The sequence below is a fragment of the Bartonella sp. MR63HLJHH genome (assembly GCF_042194155.1).
GTDB classification, from domain to species: domain Bacteria; phylum Pseudomonadota; class Alphaproteobacteria; order Rhizobiales; family Rhizobiaceae; genus Bartonella; species Bartonella grahamii.
In genome coordinates this window covers 66,855-88,448 of sequence record NZ_JBHIMN010000009.1, presented here as the reverse complement: position 1 = coordinate 88,448, position 21,594 = coordinate 66,855, and the positions used below count along the sequence as shown (strand labels likewise).

The 21,594-nt window shown below is 38.6% G+C and carries 5 protein-coding genes and 2 pseudogenes; 5 read left to right on the top strand and 2 right to left on the bottom strand.

Annotated elements, in window-relative coordinates; all coding sequences use genetic code 11:
* Window positions 1-89 precede the first annotated feature (89 nt).
* Entirely contained in the window at window positions 90-398 is a 309-nt protein-coding gene (locus ACFIKQ_RS07215) for a hypothetical protein (protein WP_375656197.1), read from the bottom strand.
* A gap of 70 nt (window positions 399-468) precedes the next feature.
* Window positions 469-1,216: pseudogene (locus ACFIKQ_RS07210) on the bottom strand (phage tail sheath family protein); the annotation flags it as partial.
* On the opposite strand from ACFIKQ_RS07210, the pseudogene ACFIKQ_RS07205 reads away from it, so the two are divergent.
* From ACFIKQ_RS07205 to ACFIKQ_RS07185, 5 genes and pseudogenes are all read left to right on the top strand, one after another.
* Window positions 1,213-1,408 (top strand): annotated as a pseudogene (locus ACFIKQ_RS07205) (transcriptional regulator); the annotation flags it as partial. The pseudogenes ACFIKQ_RS07210 and ACFIKQ_RS07205 overlap by 4 nt on opposite strands.
* 844 nt (window positions 1,409-2,252) lie before the next feature.
* Window positions 2,253-7,514: an autotransporter outer membrane beta-barrel domain-containing protein gene (locus ACFIKQ_RS07200; protein ID WP_375656196.1), complete on the top strand. Its 5,262-nt coding sequence runs from the start codon at window positions 2,253-2,255 to the stop codon at window positions 7,512-7,514.
* 760 nt (window positions 7,515-8,274) lie between these two features.
* Window positions 8,275-13,524, top strand: a complete 5,250-nt coding sequence (locus ACFIKQ_RS07195) for an autotransporter outer membrane beta-barrel domain-containing protein (RefSeq protein ID WP_375656195.1) — start codon at window positions 8,275-8,277, stop codon at window positions 13,522-13,524.
* A gap of 647 nt (window positions 13,525-14,171) precedes the next feature.
* Window positions 14,172-17,528 (top strand): autotransporter outer membrane beta-barrel domain-containing protein, encoded by a 3,357-nt coding sequence (locus tag ACFIKQ_RS07190; protein WP_375656194.1) that lies wholly within the window; start codon window positions 14,172-14,174, stop codon window positions 17,526-17,528.
* A gap of 1,166 nt (window positions 17,529-18,694) precedes the next feature.
* Window positions 18,695-21,172 (top strand): autotransporter outer membrane beta-barrel domain-containing protein, encoded by a 2,478-nt coding sequence (locus tag ACFIKQ_RS07185; protein WP_375656193.1) that lies wholly within the window; start codon window positions 18,695-18,697, stop codon window positions 21,170-21,172.
* Window positions 21,173-21,594 lie beyond the last annotated feature (422 nt).

Below are 21,594 nucleotides of genomic sequence, written 5' to 3'. Positions count from 1 at the left end.
AAATTCAGCCAGTCCACATAAAATTGATGCGGTCCTAACATCATCAAAGGATCTCTCATAGGCTCCCTCCCCTCATTGCCTCCCTCCCCTCATTCTGTCCCGCCATGCAGCGCATTAGCGCGTGCCCGTTGAATGGCGTGGGCAACCGCACGACCAGTGACAACAGGATCACGGGCGCCATTGACATGCACCGTGACATTTTGATTGTGGGTGATGGGGGAGCGCTCTTTGCCTCTTTGTTCTCTCACAGAGTAATTGGCATGCCCCGCCCCCGCAAATTGTGCAATCGGTTGAATGGCTGTTGTGCCTCCCAAAAAACTTGGCAAAAACTCTCTTAAATTAATGGACCCAATCCACCCCTTAATGCGATGAGGCAAAGATTTAAAAAAATCGCTCAATTTTGTGATAGGTGCCCATAAAACCATCAACAATCAGGGTAAAACCGCGTACAATGCGTAAAGTCATGCTCTAACTCCTTGCTGCTTTGCGATAAGTTTCAAGCGTATCACCAAATTGATAAGTCATTTTCTTTTGGATATCTTGCGCCAACCGATCAAAATAAGCGCTATTGCGCCGGCTACTGAACCTTAAATCTCCTAAAGGTGGCACTTCTTCTGCATCAAACTCCACCCGAAACTGTCCTAATTGTAAAATACTGTTGGAATTTAAATCGCGATCAAACCAAACCCGCCCCCCAGCAGTGCACCCCGCGCAATAAGATCATCAAGAAACTGCGTGAGAGAGCGGGTAATAGCAATGACATAGTGAGCAGTCAGATTCTCGTCATTAGCCCAAGGGCTAAAACTGTTAGTGATAGTTTTTTCAACGCTGCACGGGTGCGCACCACATTGACAAAACGCCAGAATGGATCACTGGAGGTGGTATGATTTCCCCATAAAATACGTCCATTGGCAGCTATTTGTCCCCCAGAATTATTTAAATGCGCATTTTGGCTAAGCCGTGCTGGAATAAAGGTCGCAATATCGGCTTGGTTGAGGCGATTTGCTTCATGATCGATTTCCCCATCAAAATAGCTAATGGGGCGCGCCGTGCCTAAAATGCCATGCACATCTTGGTTGGAGGGAGACCAAAAAACACCGCCCCTTTGCTTATCACGTTTGATAAACATGGCGGCAGCAAAAGGACTTGCGGGTTTAACACTCCAACCCCCATCACCATTTGCCACCCGTACAAAGGGATCAATCAAATAACAAAAATGCAACAATTAAATTTCCCCCTGAAGATATAGCGGAACTCGCGGCGGAGCTTTATAAAAAGTTACAAGAGCTTATTCAAGACATCAACGACAGTGAAGAAATAGAGCTTACCTTGCCTCTTTTTAAAATTGCATTTAAAACATCAAATAGAGGTTAAAAAAACACTCAAGAACGACACAAATCCAACCTAACCATCATTAAAAATGGAAAATGAAGGTGCCTTTCTCCTTACATTAAGATTTTTAATAACAATTTGTTTTTAAAATATCATATCTTTTTTCGCTTTTTGGGCTGATTTGGGAGCGAACTTCACAATTTATAGATTTTTTTCAAAGGGTCTTCAAAGGCGGCTTTCTAGGCTTCCACAGAGTTTTTTTTTAATCCTCAAAGCCTTTTCCTATTTTTTCCATTGAATCACAGATTTTTCTCATTTTTAGATGTAAAAATCCATTTTGATAAAATGTGCATTTAATGGTGAAAATTAGTCATAAAAAAATCATAAATTCCCACCCAATCTCACCTATTCCCACTTAAAAAACTCCTGTCAAACGACAAGCTTTCTTTTTTGTATATTCACAGCAGCATAGATACTGCTATTCTTTATTGCTCATTTCCTCTTTTCTGGTTTCTTTTTTAATATCTTCTCCATTATTTTCTTTCTTGTGATAATTCAATAAAGTTTATCTCTAAATAATGCACAATAATAACACTATGATATACAATAAAAAATTACAAATAAATTTTAATATCTTCATATTATTTTATAAATTTTTAATAAATTAGTGATTTAAATATTTTAATTTTTAATATTATAAAATAATTTTTATTTATAATTTAGTTTTATTTTTATTCATAATGAATAATAAAATAGATTTACAGTAAAACATTACGTATTTTATTATAAAATTTATAATTATACTTTACACAAAAATAAAAATAATCTATTTGTCTCAAAGTAGAAAACCATTCATTTGATATCCTTCTTATAAGCGGGGGCGGAATGCGTGGGGCTTATAAGTTAAGGAAAATATCTAAATGTATAAAAAATCTCTGTTACTCTGTACAGCGGCTATGACTGTTACGCTGTTTGGCACCCATTTCAACGCATATGCTGCTAACAATGTTCTTAAAAATGATGCAAAAGGTACAATAACGACTGCCACTTCAGGCAGTTCCTATGATGCAATTGAAGCAACAAATGGTGGCGCAATCAAGGGTGAAAATTTAATAGTAACCTCTCCTGATCCTGAAAAATTCAGCACTGGTGTAGCGTCGAAAGATTCGGGCAGTGAAATTACGTTAACGGGCACAACAACCATTGAAAAAGTTAAGGACGGACTTTCTGCAGAAAAAGGTGGTAAAATCACCAGCGAAAATTTAATAATAAATGGAACCAATATTGGTTTAGTAGCCCAAGATTCTGGTAGCAAGATTGAGTTAACGGGTACAACAACCATTGAAAAAATGACTAACGGGCTTCGGGCAGTAGGCGGTGCAGCAATTACTAGCAACGCTTTAACGATAACCCTTAATGAAGCTGGAGAATCTAATGTTGGTGTGTACGTCCAAGATGCTAATAGCAAGATTGAGTTAAATGGAAAAACAACCATTAAAAACGCCACAAACCATGGTCTTATGGCAGTAAATGGTGCAATCGTTAGTAAAGATTTAACACTAACTGGTGCTGCAACCCAAGGAACAAGTATTGGTATAGGAGCCTACTCACCTAATAGCAAGATTGAGTTAAATGGAAAAACAACCATTGAAAAATTCAAAAATGGCCTTGTAATGAACAATGGAGCAGCAATCAAGATAGATGGCGCTTCCATTACAGCTTCTGAAATTGGTGCTTCTTTCAGCGATAGTAAGAACAACGAAACCACGCTAGAAAATGTGAACATATCGAGCGGTAACGATGGCGCCTTGATGGATAAGGGAATAAATGCCGAAAAAAGCACTGTGACTTTAAACAATGTAACCGTCACTCAAGCAAACACAGGCATATTTGCAAATGATCACTCCACAATAACAGTCTCTGGAGGATCATTCGATGGAAAAACTGATGGGGTATATGCTAAAGAAGGCAGCACCATTAATTTAACCGGCGATGCTAAAATTACATCAACTGATGGTTATGGACTCCATGCAGAAGGCTCAGGGTCTAAGATCACTAAGGAGAAAGAAACCGTAACTGGGAAACAAGCTGCATTATTTGCAGAAAAAGGCGGACAGATTGATGTCACGGACGTTACTTTAACAACAACAGACGGCAGCGGAACTGGTGCAAAAGCCGATGGCGCTGACAGCATGATTACATTAAAAGGCAAAACAACCATTAAAAAAGTTACTAACGGGCTTCAGGCAGTAGGCGGTGCTGCAATTACTAGCAAAGATTTAACGATAACCCTTAATGAAGCTGGAGAATCTAATGTTGGTGTGTCCGTCCAAGACTCTAATAGCAAGATTGAGTTAAAGGGAAAAACAACCATTAAAAACGCCACAAACCATGGTCTTATGGCAGTAAATGGTGCAATCGTTAGTGAAGATTTAACACTCATTGGTTCTGCAACCCAAGGAACAAGTATTGGTATAGGAGCCTACACACCTAATAGCAAGATTGAGTTAAATGGAAAAACAATCATTGAAAAATTCAAAAATGGCCTTGTAATGAACAATGGAGCGGCAATCAAGATAGATGGCGCTTCCATTACAGCTTCTGAAATTGGTGCTTCTTTCAACGGTAGTAAGAACAACGAAACCACGCTAGAAAATGTAAACATATCGAGCGCTAACGATGGCGCCTTAATGGATAAGGGAATAAGTGCCGAAAAAAGCACTGTGGCTTTAAACAATGTAACCGTCACTCAAGCAAACACAGGCATATTTGCAAATGATCACTCCACAATAACAGTCTCTGGAGGATCATTCGATGGAAAAACTGATGGGGTATATGCTAAAGAAGGCAGCACCATTAATTTAGACGAAAAAGCTGCGGTTACATCATCTGATGGTTCTGGACTTCATGCAGAAGGTTCAGGAGCAAAAATCACGAAGACGGGAGGAACTGTCAGTGGAAAACAAAATGCATTATTTGCAGAAAAAGGTGGACAGATCGATGTCACGGATGTTGCTTTAACAACAACAGATAGCACTGGAACTGGCGCAAAAGCCGATGGCGCTAACAGCGTCATTACATTAAAAGGCACAACAACCATTGAAAAAGTTATAAACGGCCTTGATGTAAAAAATGGAGCGACAGCCAAGATGACCGGTGGTTCTATTGCTGCTTCTCAAATAGGTGCCCTTTTCAACGCTAGCGGAAGTGATGAAAATAAAAACACGCTGGAAAATGTGAACATATCGAGCGGTAAAGATAAGCCATTGATGGACAAAGGAATAAGTGCTGAAAAAAGCACTGTGGCTTTAAACAATGTAACCGTCACGAATGCAACCACAGGCATATTTGCAGATGATCACTCCACAATAACAGTCTCTGGAGGATCATTCGATGGAAAAACTGATGGGGTATATGCTAAAGAAGGCAGCACCATTAATTTAACCGGCGATGCTAAAATTACATCAACTGATGGTTATGGACTCCACACAGAAGGTTCGAAATCCCACATCACGAAGACGGGAGGAACTGTCAGTGGGAAACAAAATGCATTATTTGCAGAAAAAGGCGGACAGATTGACGCCACGAATGTTGCTTTAACAACAGATGGCAAAGGAACCAGTGCACAGGCCATTGGTCCTGAGAGCAGAATTGAATTGCATGGCGATACAACAATTAACAATACTTGGAACGGTCTTGGAGCAAGTGTTGGTGGTAAAATTACCAGTGAAAATTTAACCGTAGACGGTGGTAAAGTAATTGATCAAAACTCCAAGGAAGCACGATCTGGTATATGGACGGGGAGCTCTGGTAGTGAAATTCAGTTAACGGGAAAAACAACCATTCAAAATTTTGATGAAGGTCTTTATGCTGATAGTGGGGGTAAAATCGTTAGCGGAGATTTAACAATAACCGGTGGTAAATCCACAGAACGAACCATTGGTATAAGCACCTCGAAGCTTAATAGTATAGTTGAATTAAATGGCAAAACAACCATTCAAAATGTTGGTACTGGTCTTCTTGCTATTGAAGGTAGTAAAATTAAAACGAGCAATGGCACTATTGATACTAATTCTGAAGGTCTAGATACCCAATCCGACACTCCTCCAAATGGGAAGAAAAACAAAATAGAAGCAAAAAAAGCTGCACTGGTTGTAATAAATGGCGGACATATTGATCTGACAGATGTTTCTGCCACAGCAGAAGTTGCCGGTTTACAATTCGCAACTTTCTCTGATAATGATCCAAATGGCCCAGATTACCCACAAAAATATCATAGCAATGAGATCAATCTGACCAATGCAGAGATTCATGCTGAAAATGATACTGGTATTCTCGTTGGAGCTTTTGTTGAAAAAAGCATCGAAGATGCGGCAGCCCCATCAATCGGCACAGTCAATCTTAAAAAATCAGAAGTTCATGCGGACGTATTATTAGGAGATGGTATTTTTTGGGACAAACCGTCATGGAAAGTTAAAAATTCGTGGCATGATAAAGAAATGAAAGCGATCTCCAACGGCACCTTCACATTAAGCGCTGATCAGTCTACTCTAGAGGGCAGAGCGAATATTGCTAAAGACAGAAATGTACACTTTGATCTGAAAAACGATACAACATGGATCATAAAAACCAGCACAACAGAACTCAATGATGACGGGAAACATCTTGATATTGCTCAAAGAGCTCGTTCTGATATTTCCACGCTTAATCTCAACAACAGCTCCATTGTTTTTAATGGACTGGTAGACGATCATTATCACACATTGCATATAGGTTCTGGTAAACCAGACACAAAAGCAGTCTACAATGCAACGGGTGATGCGAAGATTTACTTCAACGCAGAATGGAGTGATGGTGCTGCAATAAATGACCAAAAAACCGATAGACTTTTGATCAATGGGGATGTCTCTGGCAACACATCAGTTTATGTTACGGGGCGCTTAGAAGAGAACAATGTCGAAGAAAATACCTCTGCTGCTGCCAATATCCGTGGTCTTTCACTCATTCAAGTTTCTGGAAAAGCAGAAGAAAGCTCTTTCAAACTTGTAAATGGCTACACCACAAGAGGTGGTTTACCAGATATGTATACACTACGTGCCTATGGACCAGACTCAAGCCAAGGCAAAGCCAATATTGCGCAAAACCTGTTTGATGAAAAGAATGAAAATTTCTGGGATTTCCGTTTGCAACCCGAACTGCTTGGAAATGGTTCAGATGTGATCGCCCCTGTAGCACAAACAGCAAGCTATTTGGTCATGCCAAATGCTCTCTTTCACGCTGGATTAACAGATATAGCTAAACAAAACGCGCTCTTAGCCAATATCAGAACATCCGTCTTAGGAAAAGAAGAGGAAAAACAAACCGGTTTCTTCCTTTATACCTATGGAAGCACAGGAACTTTATCTTCTGAGCGTGGTCCTCTCAAATATGGTTATGGTGCTGATATCCGCTATGCTGCTCTCCAAGCTGGTGTCACATTGGCAGCAATTGAAGGACAAAATACCACAACACATCTCGGTCTTGTAGGCACCTATGGGCAGCTGTCGTTTACACCAAAGGACATGTCAGATGCCGGTAAGAACACGCTGGATAAATGGTCACTGACAGCCTATGGCAGTATACAACACAACAGTGGTTTCTACATTGATGCACTCTTGTCCTACGGTATCCTAAAAGGGCATATCGCCAATGCCATCAGAGGCAATACCGCAAAGTTGAACGATGCCAAAATGTTGAGTATCTCCACCACTGTTGGCAAAGAATTTGCAACCGGAATGGAAGGTTTAACATTTGAGCCACAAGCACAAATTGCCTATCAACATTTGATGTTTAACACCATTGAAGATGCTGATAATTTCACTGTTGATATGAACAATCCTTCTCAATGGTTAATCCGTGTTGGTGGGCGTTTGACCAAAACCATTTCCACTGAAAACAACCGTCCTATGTCTTTCTATGGAAAAGTAAACTTGATCAAAACTTTTGGTGATGATGGTAGCATTCATATTGGTAGAGACTTTGACCTTGATCCTATGGGACCTACAATTGAAGGCGGCATTGGCATCAATGCACAACTGTCTCACAATTTCTCCCTTCATGGTGATGTGAGTTATCAACAAAAGCTTCAGAAAACTGGTATCTCTGGAGCAAGTTTTTCAGGTGGTATACGCTATCAGTTTTAAAACAAAACTGTCAAAACAGCCTATTCATTCTATTCAATTTAACGAAAAGGCAGCACAATATGCTGCCTTTTCGCTTTGTATAAATCCTAATGACACCACAACTACCCCCTCCCTTTTTATCAAGAAAAAATATAAGGCATTTTTATCTAGAATATATTAAAAATCCACAAATAATGAACGCGGAAACTTTTTAATAACAGTGCAATTTTATTGACCAAAGTACTATTCATTTAAAACCTTAACATGAATCTCTTTATTAATTACGTTTTTAAACTTAAGATATGTCTGTTTTACCGCCCTCAATAAGATAAGCGATTATCAGAAACTTTCTCCTCATCTGAAAACTCAAACAATTTTTTGTCTATACAATATTCAAACAAGAAAAAACACAAAAAACTATAAACGATAGGATAGTAAAATATATTTTTGTATTAAGTGAAAATATCTTCAAATAATTATCATAAAATATCTTAATAGTCATAAAGAACTCTCAGTAATTATCAAAAATTATTTTTATTATTTTATCAAGATATAAAAATAATCCCACTACAAACAGAAAATAAATAAACTCATTTAATAAAAAATAAACTATACATAATATACATTTTCATGAAGATTATTTAAAATATTTGACAGAAAAATTAAAATAACTTACCGAGTTAGAGGTAATGTAACAACACTAAGAACAGTAACTCATTTTCTATTCTTCTTATGAGGTCGGTGGGGAAATGAATATTGGGGACTTCAAAGGAGAATACGGATGTATAAAAAATCCCTTTTATCATATACAGCAACAGTCGCGATCATACTCTCTAGTATCTATTCCAATGCACATGCTGAATCTCTTGAAGCTTCAGGAGAAGGACCAGCCGTCACCGGAGAAACCGGTAAGTCCTATGAAATTCTTCATGCAAAAGAAAGTGGCAAAATCACTGGTGAAAATTTAACAGTAACCGGAAATAAGGATACCGGCGAAGGCTCATCCACATCTTCTCCAGGATCATCTTCTCTAGAATCACCCGCTGCTGTAACAGCTGAAGGCGAGAACAGTATGATCACTTTAACGGGGGATAAAACAACCATTAAAGGAACTGATTTTAACATTAACCTTGGTCTTGAAGCAAAAAACAACGGTATAATCAAAATAACCGGTGGAACAGTAAATGCGAAGGAAATGGCATTATTTTCAGGTAACGGCGGACATATTATAGTTGAAAATGTCGTTCTAACAACGGAAGATGACGAAGGATTAGGTGTCGTCGTCGCTAGTGGAGATAAAAGCACGATTGAACTACAAGGAAATACAAAGATTGAAAATGCTGTCGTTGGATTAACTGCAAATAACGATAGCACGATCAAAATGACCGGAGGATCTATTACAGCTTCTGGAGGGGGGGCTGCTTTCTTAAACAGTAAGGGCGATGCAAACGAACTGAACGGAGTGACGATATCCAGTCATAATGAAGTACCACTGCTATTCGGAATCAGTGCAAACAAAAGCATGGTAACTTTAAAAAATGTAACAGTCACTCAAGCAGAAATAGGCATATTTGCGAATGATTCTAAACTAGAAGTTTTTGGGGGAGAATTTAATGGAAAAAACCAAGGAGTATATGCTCTAAATGGTGGTACCGTTATTTTAAATAAAGGCGAAAAAGATGGTGCTACAATTACATCAACTGATGGAACAGGACTCGTTACAGAAGGTAAAAACTCTACAATCAAGATGACTGGAGGAATAGTAACAGGAAATCAAGCAGCATTATCTGCATTTAACAGTGGACACATCGAGGTCACGGATGTTTCTCTAAAAACAAATAGCAAAGGAGTTGGTGCACAATCTACCGGTCCTAACAGCACGATTGAATTGCACGGAAACACAATAGTTGATGATGCTGTAATCGGACTTTTTGCACAAGACGGCGGTGCAATCAAAATGAGCGGTGGTTCTATTACAGTATCCACAACTGGCAAATCTACAGTTGGTGCGAACTTCTCAAACAATAGTAAAGGAAATAAGCTTGAAAATGTGACAATATCAAAAAAAGAAGGTGATACATCCTCATTATTGGGAATAAGCGCCATCGATAACAGTCAAGTTACGTTAAAAAATGTAACCGTAAAACAAGCAAAAAAAGCTATTTTTGCGAGTAATTCTGAAATAAACGTATTTGGAGGAACATTTGAGACGGAAAATGACACAGTGTATGCTTTAAACGGTGGCAGCATCACTTTAGCTAAAAATGGAAACGATGGTACTACAATTATATCAACTGATGGAAATGGGCTCCATGCAGAAGGTGAAAACTCCATAATAAAAATGACGGATGGAACAGTAACCACGAAGAACTACGCATTATTTGCAGAAGATAAAGCACATATCGAGGTAGAAAATGTTACTCTAAAAACGACAGGGGACAAAGAAGGAGCTGGTGCAATTGCTATTGGTGACGACAGCGTCATTAAATTACATGGAAATACAACTGTTGATAATGCTATAATTGGACTCTTGGCACAAGACAATGGTGCAATTAAAATGACCGGAGGATCCATTACAGCTTCCAAGATTGGTGCTTACTTCGAAAACACTGAGAGCGAAAAGAACAAACTGGAAGGTGTGACGATATCGAGCGGTAAAAACGATGCGCCACTAATCGCTGGAATAGAAGCAGACAAAAACAGTACAGTCGCTTTAAAAGATGTAACCGTTACGCAAGCAACCAGTGCCATAATTGCAAATGATCACTCGACAATAACAGTCTCTGGAGGATCATTTGAAGCAAAAGGTATAACAATAGGTGCCGCAAACGGCAGCACCATTACTTTAACCAACGAAGCGCAAATTACCTCATCTGAAGACTATGGACTCTATGCAGAAGAATCCGGTAGCACCATCACAATGACAAAAGGAAACGTTACGGGGAAAGGTATGACATTGGCTGCAGAAAATGGCGGACATATTACGGCCACAGATGTTACTCTAAAAACAACAGATGGCGATGGTATCGGTGCAGGTGCTGATGGCTCTAATAGTGTAATTAAGTTGCTTGGAAATACAACGATTAGTGATAGTGCAATTGGTCTTCACGCCCAAAGCAATGGCGCAATCAGTATGAAGGGAGGAAGCATTAAAGCTTCTGTAGCTGGTGCTGTCTTTTCTAAAAGTGAGAGCGAAGAAAACTATCTGGACAACGTGATAATATCAAGTAGTGAAGGCGGTGCGCTGCTAGGCTATGGAATAGAAGCAGAAGAAAAGAGTAAAATCACTTTAAAAAATGTAACCATCTCTGATGCAATTAATGCCGTAGCTGCATATGACAATTCTACAATTAAAATCTCTGGGGGATCATTTAAGGCGGAAGGTGAAACAATATATGTAGCAGATAGCGGCACCATCAATTTAGACGATGCTGCACAAATTACCTCATCTAATGGTTATGGACTCCATGCAGACGGTTTAAACTCTACCATCACAATGAATGAAGGACACGTCAAAGGGGACCGTACAGCATTGAGTGCGGAAGATGGTGGTCATATTACGGTCACAGATGTTACTATCACAACAGAAAAGCACCTTAGCGGATTAGGTGCAAGTGTTATCAATTCTAATAGTATGATCGAATTGCATGGAACAAATATTAGAGACACTTCGACTGGACTCCTTGCACGAGACGGCGGCGTAATCAAAATGAATAAAGGAACCATTACAACTTCTACAGGGGGAGCCACCTTTAATAACAGTAAAAGCAACGAAAACAAATTGGAAGATGTGACAATATCGAGCAATGGAAAAGGTAACTCGGTAATATTTACAGGATTAAATTCCCAAGCAAGCAATATCACTTTAAAAAATGTACACATTACAAAAGCATTCATCGGCGTAATTGCAATGGATCATTCTCAAATCACAATCTCTGGAGGATCATTTGCTGGAAAAAATGTGGGGATACGTGCAGAGAGTGGAAGCACCATTACTATAACCGAAAACGCCCAAATTACATCATCTAATGGTTATGCCCTCCATGCAACCGGCTTAGACTCCAGCATCACAATGATGACAGGAAGTATAACAGGAACAGAGGCAGCATTAGCTGTTGAAAACGGTGGACATATTGATCTGACGGGAATTTCTGCAAAAGCAGAGAAAAACGGCATAAAATTTGAAAATCCTGTGGAAAATACAACCTCAGAAGTTAATTTAACCAACGCAAAGCTTCACGTTGAAAACGGTGTTGGAATTAACGTAGATGAATTAACCGGCACCGTCAATCTTGGCAATAAATCAGAAATCCGTGCTGATGTTTTATTAGTAACCAAAAATTCAACTGAAGAAAATAATTTAACTTTTACACTCAATTCTGATGACTCCATATTAGAGGGTAGAGCAAAAATTATTAACAGCCCTAAAACAATCTTTAATTTGCAAAACAATACACAATGGATTGTAAAAACCAGTACAAATGAAAAAGATGATGATGGCAATCTCCTTGATATTGCTCAAAGATCTCGTTCTGATGTTTCCAAGCTTAACCTCAACAACAGCTCCATTATTTTTGAGAAACCAACAGAAGAGCATTATCACACATTGCACATAGGATCTGGAAAACCAGACAACACAGCAGTCTACAATGCAACGGGAGACGCAAAGATTTACTTCAACATTGCTTGGAGTGATGGCGTAGCAAGTGCCGATCAAAAAACCGATAGGCTTCTCATTCACGGTGATGTCTCAAGCAACACAACAGTTTATATCAAAAGCGATTCAGGGGATAAAAATAGTGTAGTAAATGCTGCTGATCCTTCGAATATCGGTGGACTTTCGCTTATTCAAGTCTCTGGGAAAGCACAGGAAGACTCTTTCAAACTGGCAAATGGCTATACCACACTAGGGGGAGAACCTTATAAATATACGCTGACTGCTTATGGACCAGACTCAAGCCATGGACAAGCCGATATTGCGCAAAACCTGTTTGATGAAAAGAATGAAAATTTCTGGGATTTCCGCTTACACAAAGAAATTCTTGAAACTGGTTCAGGTTCTGGTGTGGACACTCTTGTACCACAGACAGCAAGCTATATAGTTATGCCAAATGCTCTCTTTCACGCTGGATTAACAGATATAGCTAAGCAAGACGAGTTTTTAGCTAATATGAGAATATCCACCATAGGACAAGAACAAGGGATAAAGAACGCATTCTTCTTATACTCCTATGGAAATACAGCTACCTTATCTTCCAAGCGTGGTCCTCTCAAATATGGTTATGGTGCTGATATTCGCTATGCTGCTCTCCAAGCCGGTGTCACATTGGCAGCAATTGAAGGGCAAAATACCACAACACATCTGGGACTGGGGGGAACCTATGGACGCCTCTCTTTCACTCCAAAAGATATAGAAGATGCAGGGAAGAACACGCTGGATAAATGGGCCATTACAGCCTATGGTAGTATACAGCATAACAATGGTTTCTACATTGATGCACTCTTGTCCTACGGTATCCTAAAAGGGCATATCGCCAATGCTCTCAGAGGAAATACCGCAAAGTTGAACGATGCCAAAATGTTGAGTGTTTCCACCACTATTGGCAAAGAGTTTGCAACCGGAATGGAAGGTTTAACATTTGAGCCACAAGCACAAATTGCCTATCAACATTTGATGTTTAACACCATTGAAGATGCTGATAATTTCACTGTTGATATGAACAATCCTTCTCAATGGTTAATCCGTGTTGGTGGGCGTTTGACCAAAACCATTTCCACTGAAAACAACCGTCCTATGTCTTTCTATGGAAAAGTAAACTTGATCAAAACTTTTGGTGATGATGGTAGCATTCATATTGGTAGAGACTTTGACCTTGATCCTATGGGACCTGCAATCGAAGGCGGCATTGGCATCAATGCACAACTGTCTCACAACTTCTCCCTTCATGGTGATGTAAGCTATCAACAAAAGCTTCAGAAAACTGGTATAAGTGGTGCAAACTTTTCAGGTGGAATACGCTATCAGTTTTAAGGAAAGACTGTAAAAATAGCCTATCATTCTATTCAATTTAACGAAAAGGCAACACAATGTGCTGCCTTTTTTGTATATTAAAGCCGTCTTTTTTACTTTTAAAACACCCTTCCCTCTTTATACTTAGCCCTTTACGAAAATCACCAAGACAAGACACAACAAACGCAACAGAGTACTTCACCCCCAATGGATGAAGAGTACTTCTTACTTTGAGAAAAAGAGAAGTCTATTAGAAATAAGTTAATCCCACTGTGTTGAAAGATGAAAACAAACTTTAAGACCAAGTAAGTTAGCTTTTTTACAAGCCTCTTCTACACCCTTTTCTGTTCCCTCATAACCCCAATTTGCACCATCTAATAATCTCTACCATCACTCAAAAGATGTCATGGTGCCACTATATCAGTATCTCACAATATTTCTCTGAATAATAATATTCAAAATTATAATGCTTTAAATAAAATCAATTATAAATACATTGTGTATTAGACATAATTCATATCAATGATTTTTTAATTTTGACAAAAAACCAGAAATGTCTTACCAAATAAAGACAATTACCGAATTTAAAAACAATTATCCATTTTCACTTCTTCTTATGAAGTTCGCGGGGAAATGAATATTTGGGGGCTCTCATAAGGAGAATACTGGTGTATAAAACATTCCTTTTATCATGCACGGCTACAGCCGCTATCATCCTGTTCAACATCCAGTTCAGTGCACGTGCTGAAATTCTTGAAGTTTCTGAGGGAAAAACAATACCAGTATCCGATAAAACCTATGAAACTATTCACGCAAAAGACGGTGGAAAAATCATTGGCAAGAATTTAACGATAAACCACCCAGGCCATTACGATGTATACGCTGTAACAGCTGAAGGTGTTAACAGTGTAATTGAATTACAGGATAGTAGAATTATCCCAAAACTTGATTCTGATATTGGCCTAGGTCTTGAAGCCAAAGACGGAGCTACAATCAAAATGATTGGAGGTTCCATTGCAACTGCCTTTGTTGGCGCTTCTTTTAATAACACGAATAGCAGCGAAAACATGCTAAAAGACGTAGAGATATCAGACTTAGATAAAGATGGCCTGCAATTACTCTCAGGAATAGTTACCAAGGGAAGCACGCTCACCTTAAAAAACGTAACTGTTATGCATGCATCGCACGCTCTAAAGGCAGATGATCACTCGACAATAACAATCTCTGGAGGATCATTTGATGGAGAACTCGATGGAATATATGCTTCAAATGGCAGCACGATTACTATCGACAACAAGGCTGAGATTACAACATCCAGTAGTTATGGACTCCATGCTGATGGTATAGAATCTAAGATCACAATGACTGGAGGAACAGTAAGTGGATGGGGTACAGGCACATTGTTTGCCGAAAACGGCGGACAGATTGATGTCACTGGTATTACTATAACATCGACAGATGGCACCGGAAACGGTGCAATCGCCGATGACTCTGGAAGCATAATTGAATTACATAATACAACGATTAAGGATGTTTCAACGGGGCTTGTTACACAACGAAACGGCACGATCAAGATGACTGGAGGTTCTATTACAGCTTCTATAATAGGCGCTTCTTTTAATAACAGTAAGAGCGCTGAGAACAAGCTAGAAAATGTAAAAATATCAAGTGGTAAAGACGATGACCAACAACTTTTCGGGGTAGTAGCCACTCATGACAGCAACCTTACTTTGAAAAATGTAACAGTTACTCAGGAGAATATAGGCATAGCCACCGCTTTTAATTCTCAAATAAACGTATCAGGGGGAGAATTTAATGTAAAAACCTCAGGGGCATATGCTCAAAGTGATAGCACCATTATCATAAAAGACAATGCTAAAATTAATGCATCTGATGGCAGTGGACTCCATGCAAGCGGTCCACAATCCCAAATCACAATGACAGACGGAACAGTATTTGGGAAAAAAGCTGCATTATATACAGAAAACGGCGGGCATATTGATGTAACAAATGTTTCTGCAACAGCAAAAATCGGTGGTTTGCAGATCATGTCTCTCTCTTACACGGATCCCGATAATCCACAAAAACATAAAAGCAGTGAAATCAATTTGGTCAATACAAAACTTCATGTTGAAAATGGTATTGGAATTCTTATTGGAGCTTTCACTGACAACGATATTGAAAATAATGCAAATCTGGCAATCGGTACCGCAAATCTCAAAAATTCAGAAATCCATGCCGATGTTTTACTAGGAAACGGCATTTATTGGAAAGATAAAGAGTTTTGGAACCAGGTAGGTTTAAAATCGATCTCCAACGGTACCTTCACATTAAGCGCAGATCAGTCTACTCTAGAAGGCAGAGCGAATATTGCTAAAGGCAGAAATGTACACTTTGATCTGAAAAACAATACAACATGGACGTTGAAAATCAGCAAAAACGAAAAAGATGATGATGGCAATCTGCTTGATATTGCTCAAAGATCTCGTTCTGATATTTCCACGCTTAGTCTTGATAATAGCTCCATTGTTTTTAGCGAACCAACAGAAGAGCATTACCAAACATTGCATATAGGTTCTGGTAAACCAGACACAAAAGCAGTCTACAATGCAACGGGTGATGCAAAGATTTACTTCAACGCAGAATGGAGTGATGGTGCTGCAATAAATGAGCAAAAAACCGATAGACTTTTGATCAATGGGGATGTCTCTGGAACAACATCAGTTTATGTTACGGGGCGCTTAGAAGATGACAATGTCGAAGCAAACACCTCTGCTGCTGCCAATGTCCGTGGTCTTTCACTCATTCAAGTTTCTGGAAAAGCAGAAGAAAGCTCTTTCAAACTTGTAAATGGCTACACCACAAGAGGTGGTTTACCAGATATGTATACACTACGTGCCTATGGACCAGATTCAAGCCAAGGCAAAGCCGATATTGCGCAAAACCTGTTTGATGAAAAGAATAAAAATTTCTGGGATTTCCGTTTGCAACCAGAACTGCTTGGAAATGGTTCTGGTTCTGGTTCTGGTTCAACTCCTGATCCTGAAACAAATATCCCTGCCGTTGCCCCTGTACCACAAACAGCAAGCTATTTGGTCATGCCAAATGCTCTCTTCTACAGTGGATTAACCGATATGGCTAAACAAAACGCGCTTTTAGCCACGATGAGAACATCCGTCTTAGGAAAAGAAGAAGAGAAACAAACAGGTTTCTTCTTATACACCTATGGAAGCACAGGAACTTTATCTTCTGAGCGTGGTCCTCTCAAATATGGTTATGGTGCTGATATTCGTTATGCTGCTCTCCAAGCCGGTGTTACATTGGCAGCAATTGAAGGGCAAAATACCACAACACATCTCGGTCTTGTAGGTACCTATGGGCAGCTGTCGTTTACACCAAAGGACATGTCAGATGCCGGTAAGAACACGCTGGATAAATGGTCACTGACAGCCTATGGCAGCGTGCAACATGACAATGGTTTCTACATTGATACACTGTTATCCTATGGAATTCTAAAAGGAGATATCGGCAATGCTCTCATTGGCAAAACCGCAAAATTGAAAAATGCCAAAATGTTGAGTGTTTCCACCACTATTGGCAAAGAGTTTGCAACCGGAATGGAAGGTTTAACATTTGAGCCACAAGCACAAATTGCCTATCAACATTTGATGTTTAACACCATTGAAGATGCTGATAATTTCACTGTTGATATGAACAATCCTTCTCAATGGTTAATCCGTGTTGGTGGGCGTTTGACCAAAACCATTTCCACTGAAAACAACCGTCCTATGTCTTTCTATGGAAAAGTAAACTTGATCAAAACTTTTGGTGATGATGGTAGCATTCATATTGGTAGAGACTTTGACCTTGATCCTATGGGACCTGCAATCGAAGGCGGCATTGGCATCAATGCACAACTGTCTCACAATTTCTCCCTTCATGGTGATGTAAGCTATCAACAAAAGCTTCAGAAAACTGGTATCTCTGGTGCGAGCTTTTCAGGTGGAATACGCTATCAGTTTTAAGAAAAGACTGTAAAAGTAGCCTATCATTCTATTCAATTTAACAAAAAGGCAGCACAATATGCTGCCTTTTTTAATCTATGTAAGCTACTATTCTTATTCCCTGAAACTTTTTTCTTTCTCCTCAATGATCTCCTTCCCTCCTATTTACACGAATCGCGCAGCATATTCATTATCGAATTTGTCTATAAAGCTAAGCAAAGTATATTTTTAGACAATATTAAAGAAAAGAACATTGGAAAAGATAATGATAAAAGAAGCTCTCTCTTCGTACCTTTAATCTGTTTCTTCAATCCATTAGCTTAACACCACCTGTAAGGATTCATTTATATTTCCATGTAGCGTTTTTTAGGCAAAGCATTTTGACAATGCTTATCCCTCTCATTCCATACAATATATTGATTTATAAAGATAATTATTTATTTTGCATGTTAAATGAGAGTCCCGAATATCGTAGAATTCTCTCATTTCAAACTTGTTTCATGTTGAATCAATTAAAAATTTTCTTGCACGTTACAAGCGGGGCTGGCGTGTGGAGCAAAGTTATATAAGAAAAGCTTAAGAAGCCCTATAATGAACTGTCTGAAGAACCAAGAGCTTGTCACAAACATTGGGAGCTAGCAAAGTGTGTGATGGGCTTGCTCTTTTATTAAGCTTAAAGGTATCAGCTTGCTCCTTCGTAAGCGTAAAGATGATGAGACTCTATGGCTTTAGCGTTATAACATTCATAACCACCGTCGCGAAATAGGCTTTGCTACCCTTAAGGAAAAGTCTCTTTAAAGAAAGCCTGTGAATAGCCCCCTCATCTCTTCTTCTTATAGCAGAGAAAATTTGCTGATCGTTTTGGTGAGTGCACAAAATAATACATCTCAACGCTATAGAGTTTTTATAACGATTATCCTTAATAGACAATTTTAAATATCATACTTCATAGTGTTTTTTAGCATAAGCTTGACCAAGCTAGGTTTTATGAAATCCATTTTTCCCGACTTCTTATGATCATTAAAAAGTTTTTCTTAAGAAAAACTTCAAATCATAGAGAACACCATAACTATAATTCGTTTTGTTGTTTACAATAAAAACATAATGATATAAAAACTGATTGGGTACTTGCGCCATCAGGGGAATGAAGTAAGCATCAAAGCATACCAAATACTAAAGGCATATCTATGTGTAAGAAATATATTTATAAGAAAAATTTTTTGTTATGTACAATTGCTGGAACTTTCATTTTTTCTCATTTTGCTCCAACTTATGCAAATAGACAACCTCCTGAAATTATTAGTGAGTTTAAGCTGGAAAAAGGAGAAGAAAAAACTCTTAATAACGTTTTTATCCGCAATGGATTGAGCGCAGTGCACGCCTCTGAAAAAGCAATTGCCACAATTACGAACTCAACAATACATTCAGCTTCGTTTGCTTTTGCTGTATCACAAGGTGGACGTATTAATGCTAAAGAAGTAAAAGCCAATGCCCTGTATACTGGTCTATCGATTTCAAACGGTATCATTAACATTGAAGATTCATTCATAGAAAGCAAAAAACAATCCGGTATTGTTTTTCATAGCATTTTAGATTATTTTCTGAAAGATGGTGAAGAAGTTATCAATAAGGCAATTCTTAACAATACAAAACTTCTTGTGAAAAATGGTGTCGGTATTTTAGGACCATCATCTTCAAAGTCTGTTGCCGAGGTTCAACTTAGAAATTCAGAAATTCGTTCTGATGTACTATTACAAAATAATGTAAAAAAGAAAACAGATTCAGATCCTCATCCTGTGACTTTTGTATTAACCGCCGATAATTCGATTATGGAAGGAAGAGCAAGAACCTTAGCAGTAAATACAACTGTTTTTAATTTAAATAACAATAGCAAATGGTATTTAAATGTAAGTCAATACGACATAAATCGTGATTTTAGTTCATTTAATTATGCACTCCATGATATTAAGCAACGAGCACTGTCTACCGTTTCAGTACTGAACTTCAATAATAGCTCTATTGTGTTTAATGCACCACATAGGCTGGCAAAGAGTCAATATCAAACCTTGAGTGTAGGACGAACGATTGAGCTCCCTAATCCACACGAAAACAGGGATCCTGCTATAAAAACCGTTTATAATGCAGTAGGCAATGCAAGGATTTATTTCAATACAGAATGGAGTGATGGTTTAAAAAGAGAACAACAAAAAACTGACCGCCTTCTTGTCCATGGAGATGTATCAGGCACCACAACAATTAGTTTCAATAGTCTTTCAAAAGGTGCGCCATCAAAAGAAGAAGCTTCTATTCCCGCGAATATGCGTGGACTGTCGCTCATTCAAGTATCTGGAAAAACAGATGAAAATGCCTTCAAACTAGCAAATGGCTATGTCACAATGGGCAGTTTGCCTTATAAATATGTCTTAAATGCCTATGGACCGACATCACGTCTTGGAAAAGCAGAGAGCACACAAAGCCATTTAGGAGAAGTAACTCAACAATCAAAAGAAACGTCCTCAAAAACCGACACGACCCCCGTTGTATTAGGTGGTGTAGTTTTAAAGATTGAGGATAATATAAAAGGTGAATCAACACCAAATTCTGAGCAAATAGGGAGCACACAAAACCATTTGAGAGAAAATCAGAATTTCTGGGATTTCCGCTTGCAAAGTGCAACGCTCGATGATGAAGGAAAGATCAGAGCTCTCGTTCCTCAGGTGGCAAGCTATTTGTCCATGCCTAGCGCACTATTCTCAGCTGGACTGGCTGATGTAAACAATCAAAACACTTTACTGAACACGATACAAAAAACAGGCTTTGAGAAAAAAAATCATAAAAACAAAGGGATCTTCTTCTCGACTTATGGAAATAAGATGACATTATCCTCTCACCGTACGCCATTGCAATATGGCTATGGTGCCGATATTCACTATGCTGCTTTACAAGCAGGCTTTACATCAGTAGCTCTAGAAGATCAAAACATAACCACCAATTTGGGTCTTTTCGGGACATATGGGAAATTAGCTTTCACCCCAAAAGATATGGAAGGTGCTGACAAGAGTACACTCAATAAATGGTCAATTTCTGCATATAGTGGACTGCGCCATAATAATGGTACATATATCCATGCTCTCTTTTCCTATGGAATGCTCAAGGGAGATATCACCACAGCTCTCATAGGAAAGACTGCAGAATTGAAAAACGCTGATACATTCAGTGCATCGGCGACCATTGGACAAAAATTCGAAACCAGTACAAAAGGATTGGTCTTTGAACCACAAGCACAAGTTGTTTATCAGCGTCTCATGCTTGGCACATTCTCAGATGTCGATGGCTTTGATGTAGATATGGGAAATCCTCATCAATACTTAGTGCGTGTTGGTGGGCGCTTAACACAAACGACGATTTCTATTGAAAAAGGCAGTATTCTTTCTCTCTATGGTAAATTGAATATTATTAAAGCTTTTTCTAACAATGACACCATACAGATTGGTGAATCATTCCACTTTGATTCTATGGGAGCTTCTGTTGAAGGTGGACTTGGTGTGAATGCACAATTATCACAAAATATCGCCCTTCATGCTGATGTTAACTATCAACATAAGCTTCAAAAAACTGGTATATCTGGAGCAAGCTTTTCAGGCGGAATACGCTATCAGTTTTAAGAAAAGGCAAAAAACAATTTATAGTCTATTCATTTTTAATAAAAAAGCAGTACGAATGTACTGCTTTTTTTGCAATCTATAGGAAAGAGCCATCAATAACGGTTCTTTCTATACAGCTTTCTTTAAAGGATTAGTTTCATTCAAACCAAATGCAACAAAATTCTTTATCTCTCAATGACTGTTGAAGTCTCAAGAGAGCCGCCTTTTTGACTTATAAAAATCGAATGGATTCAATAAAAATTGTTGTATATCGATAAAAAATACAAAATATTTTAGCTTTTTTACATCAAAAAAATTCATAGTGAATAATTCTATATACAAGAAAACCAACTGAAAGCTTTTTGTAAATGCACAACAAATCTTCTCCAAAAACTTTGTAGAGTTTTCATAACAACAGCCTTAAGCAATAAACATCCTTGCAA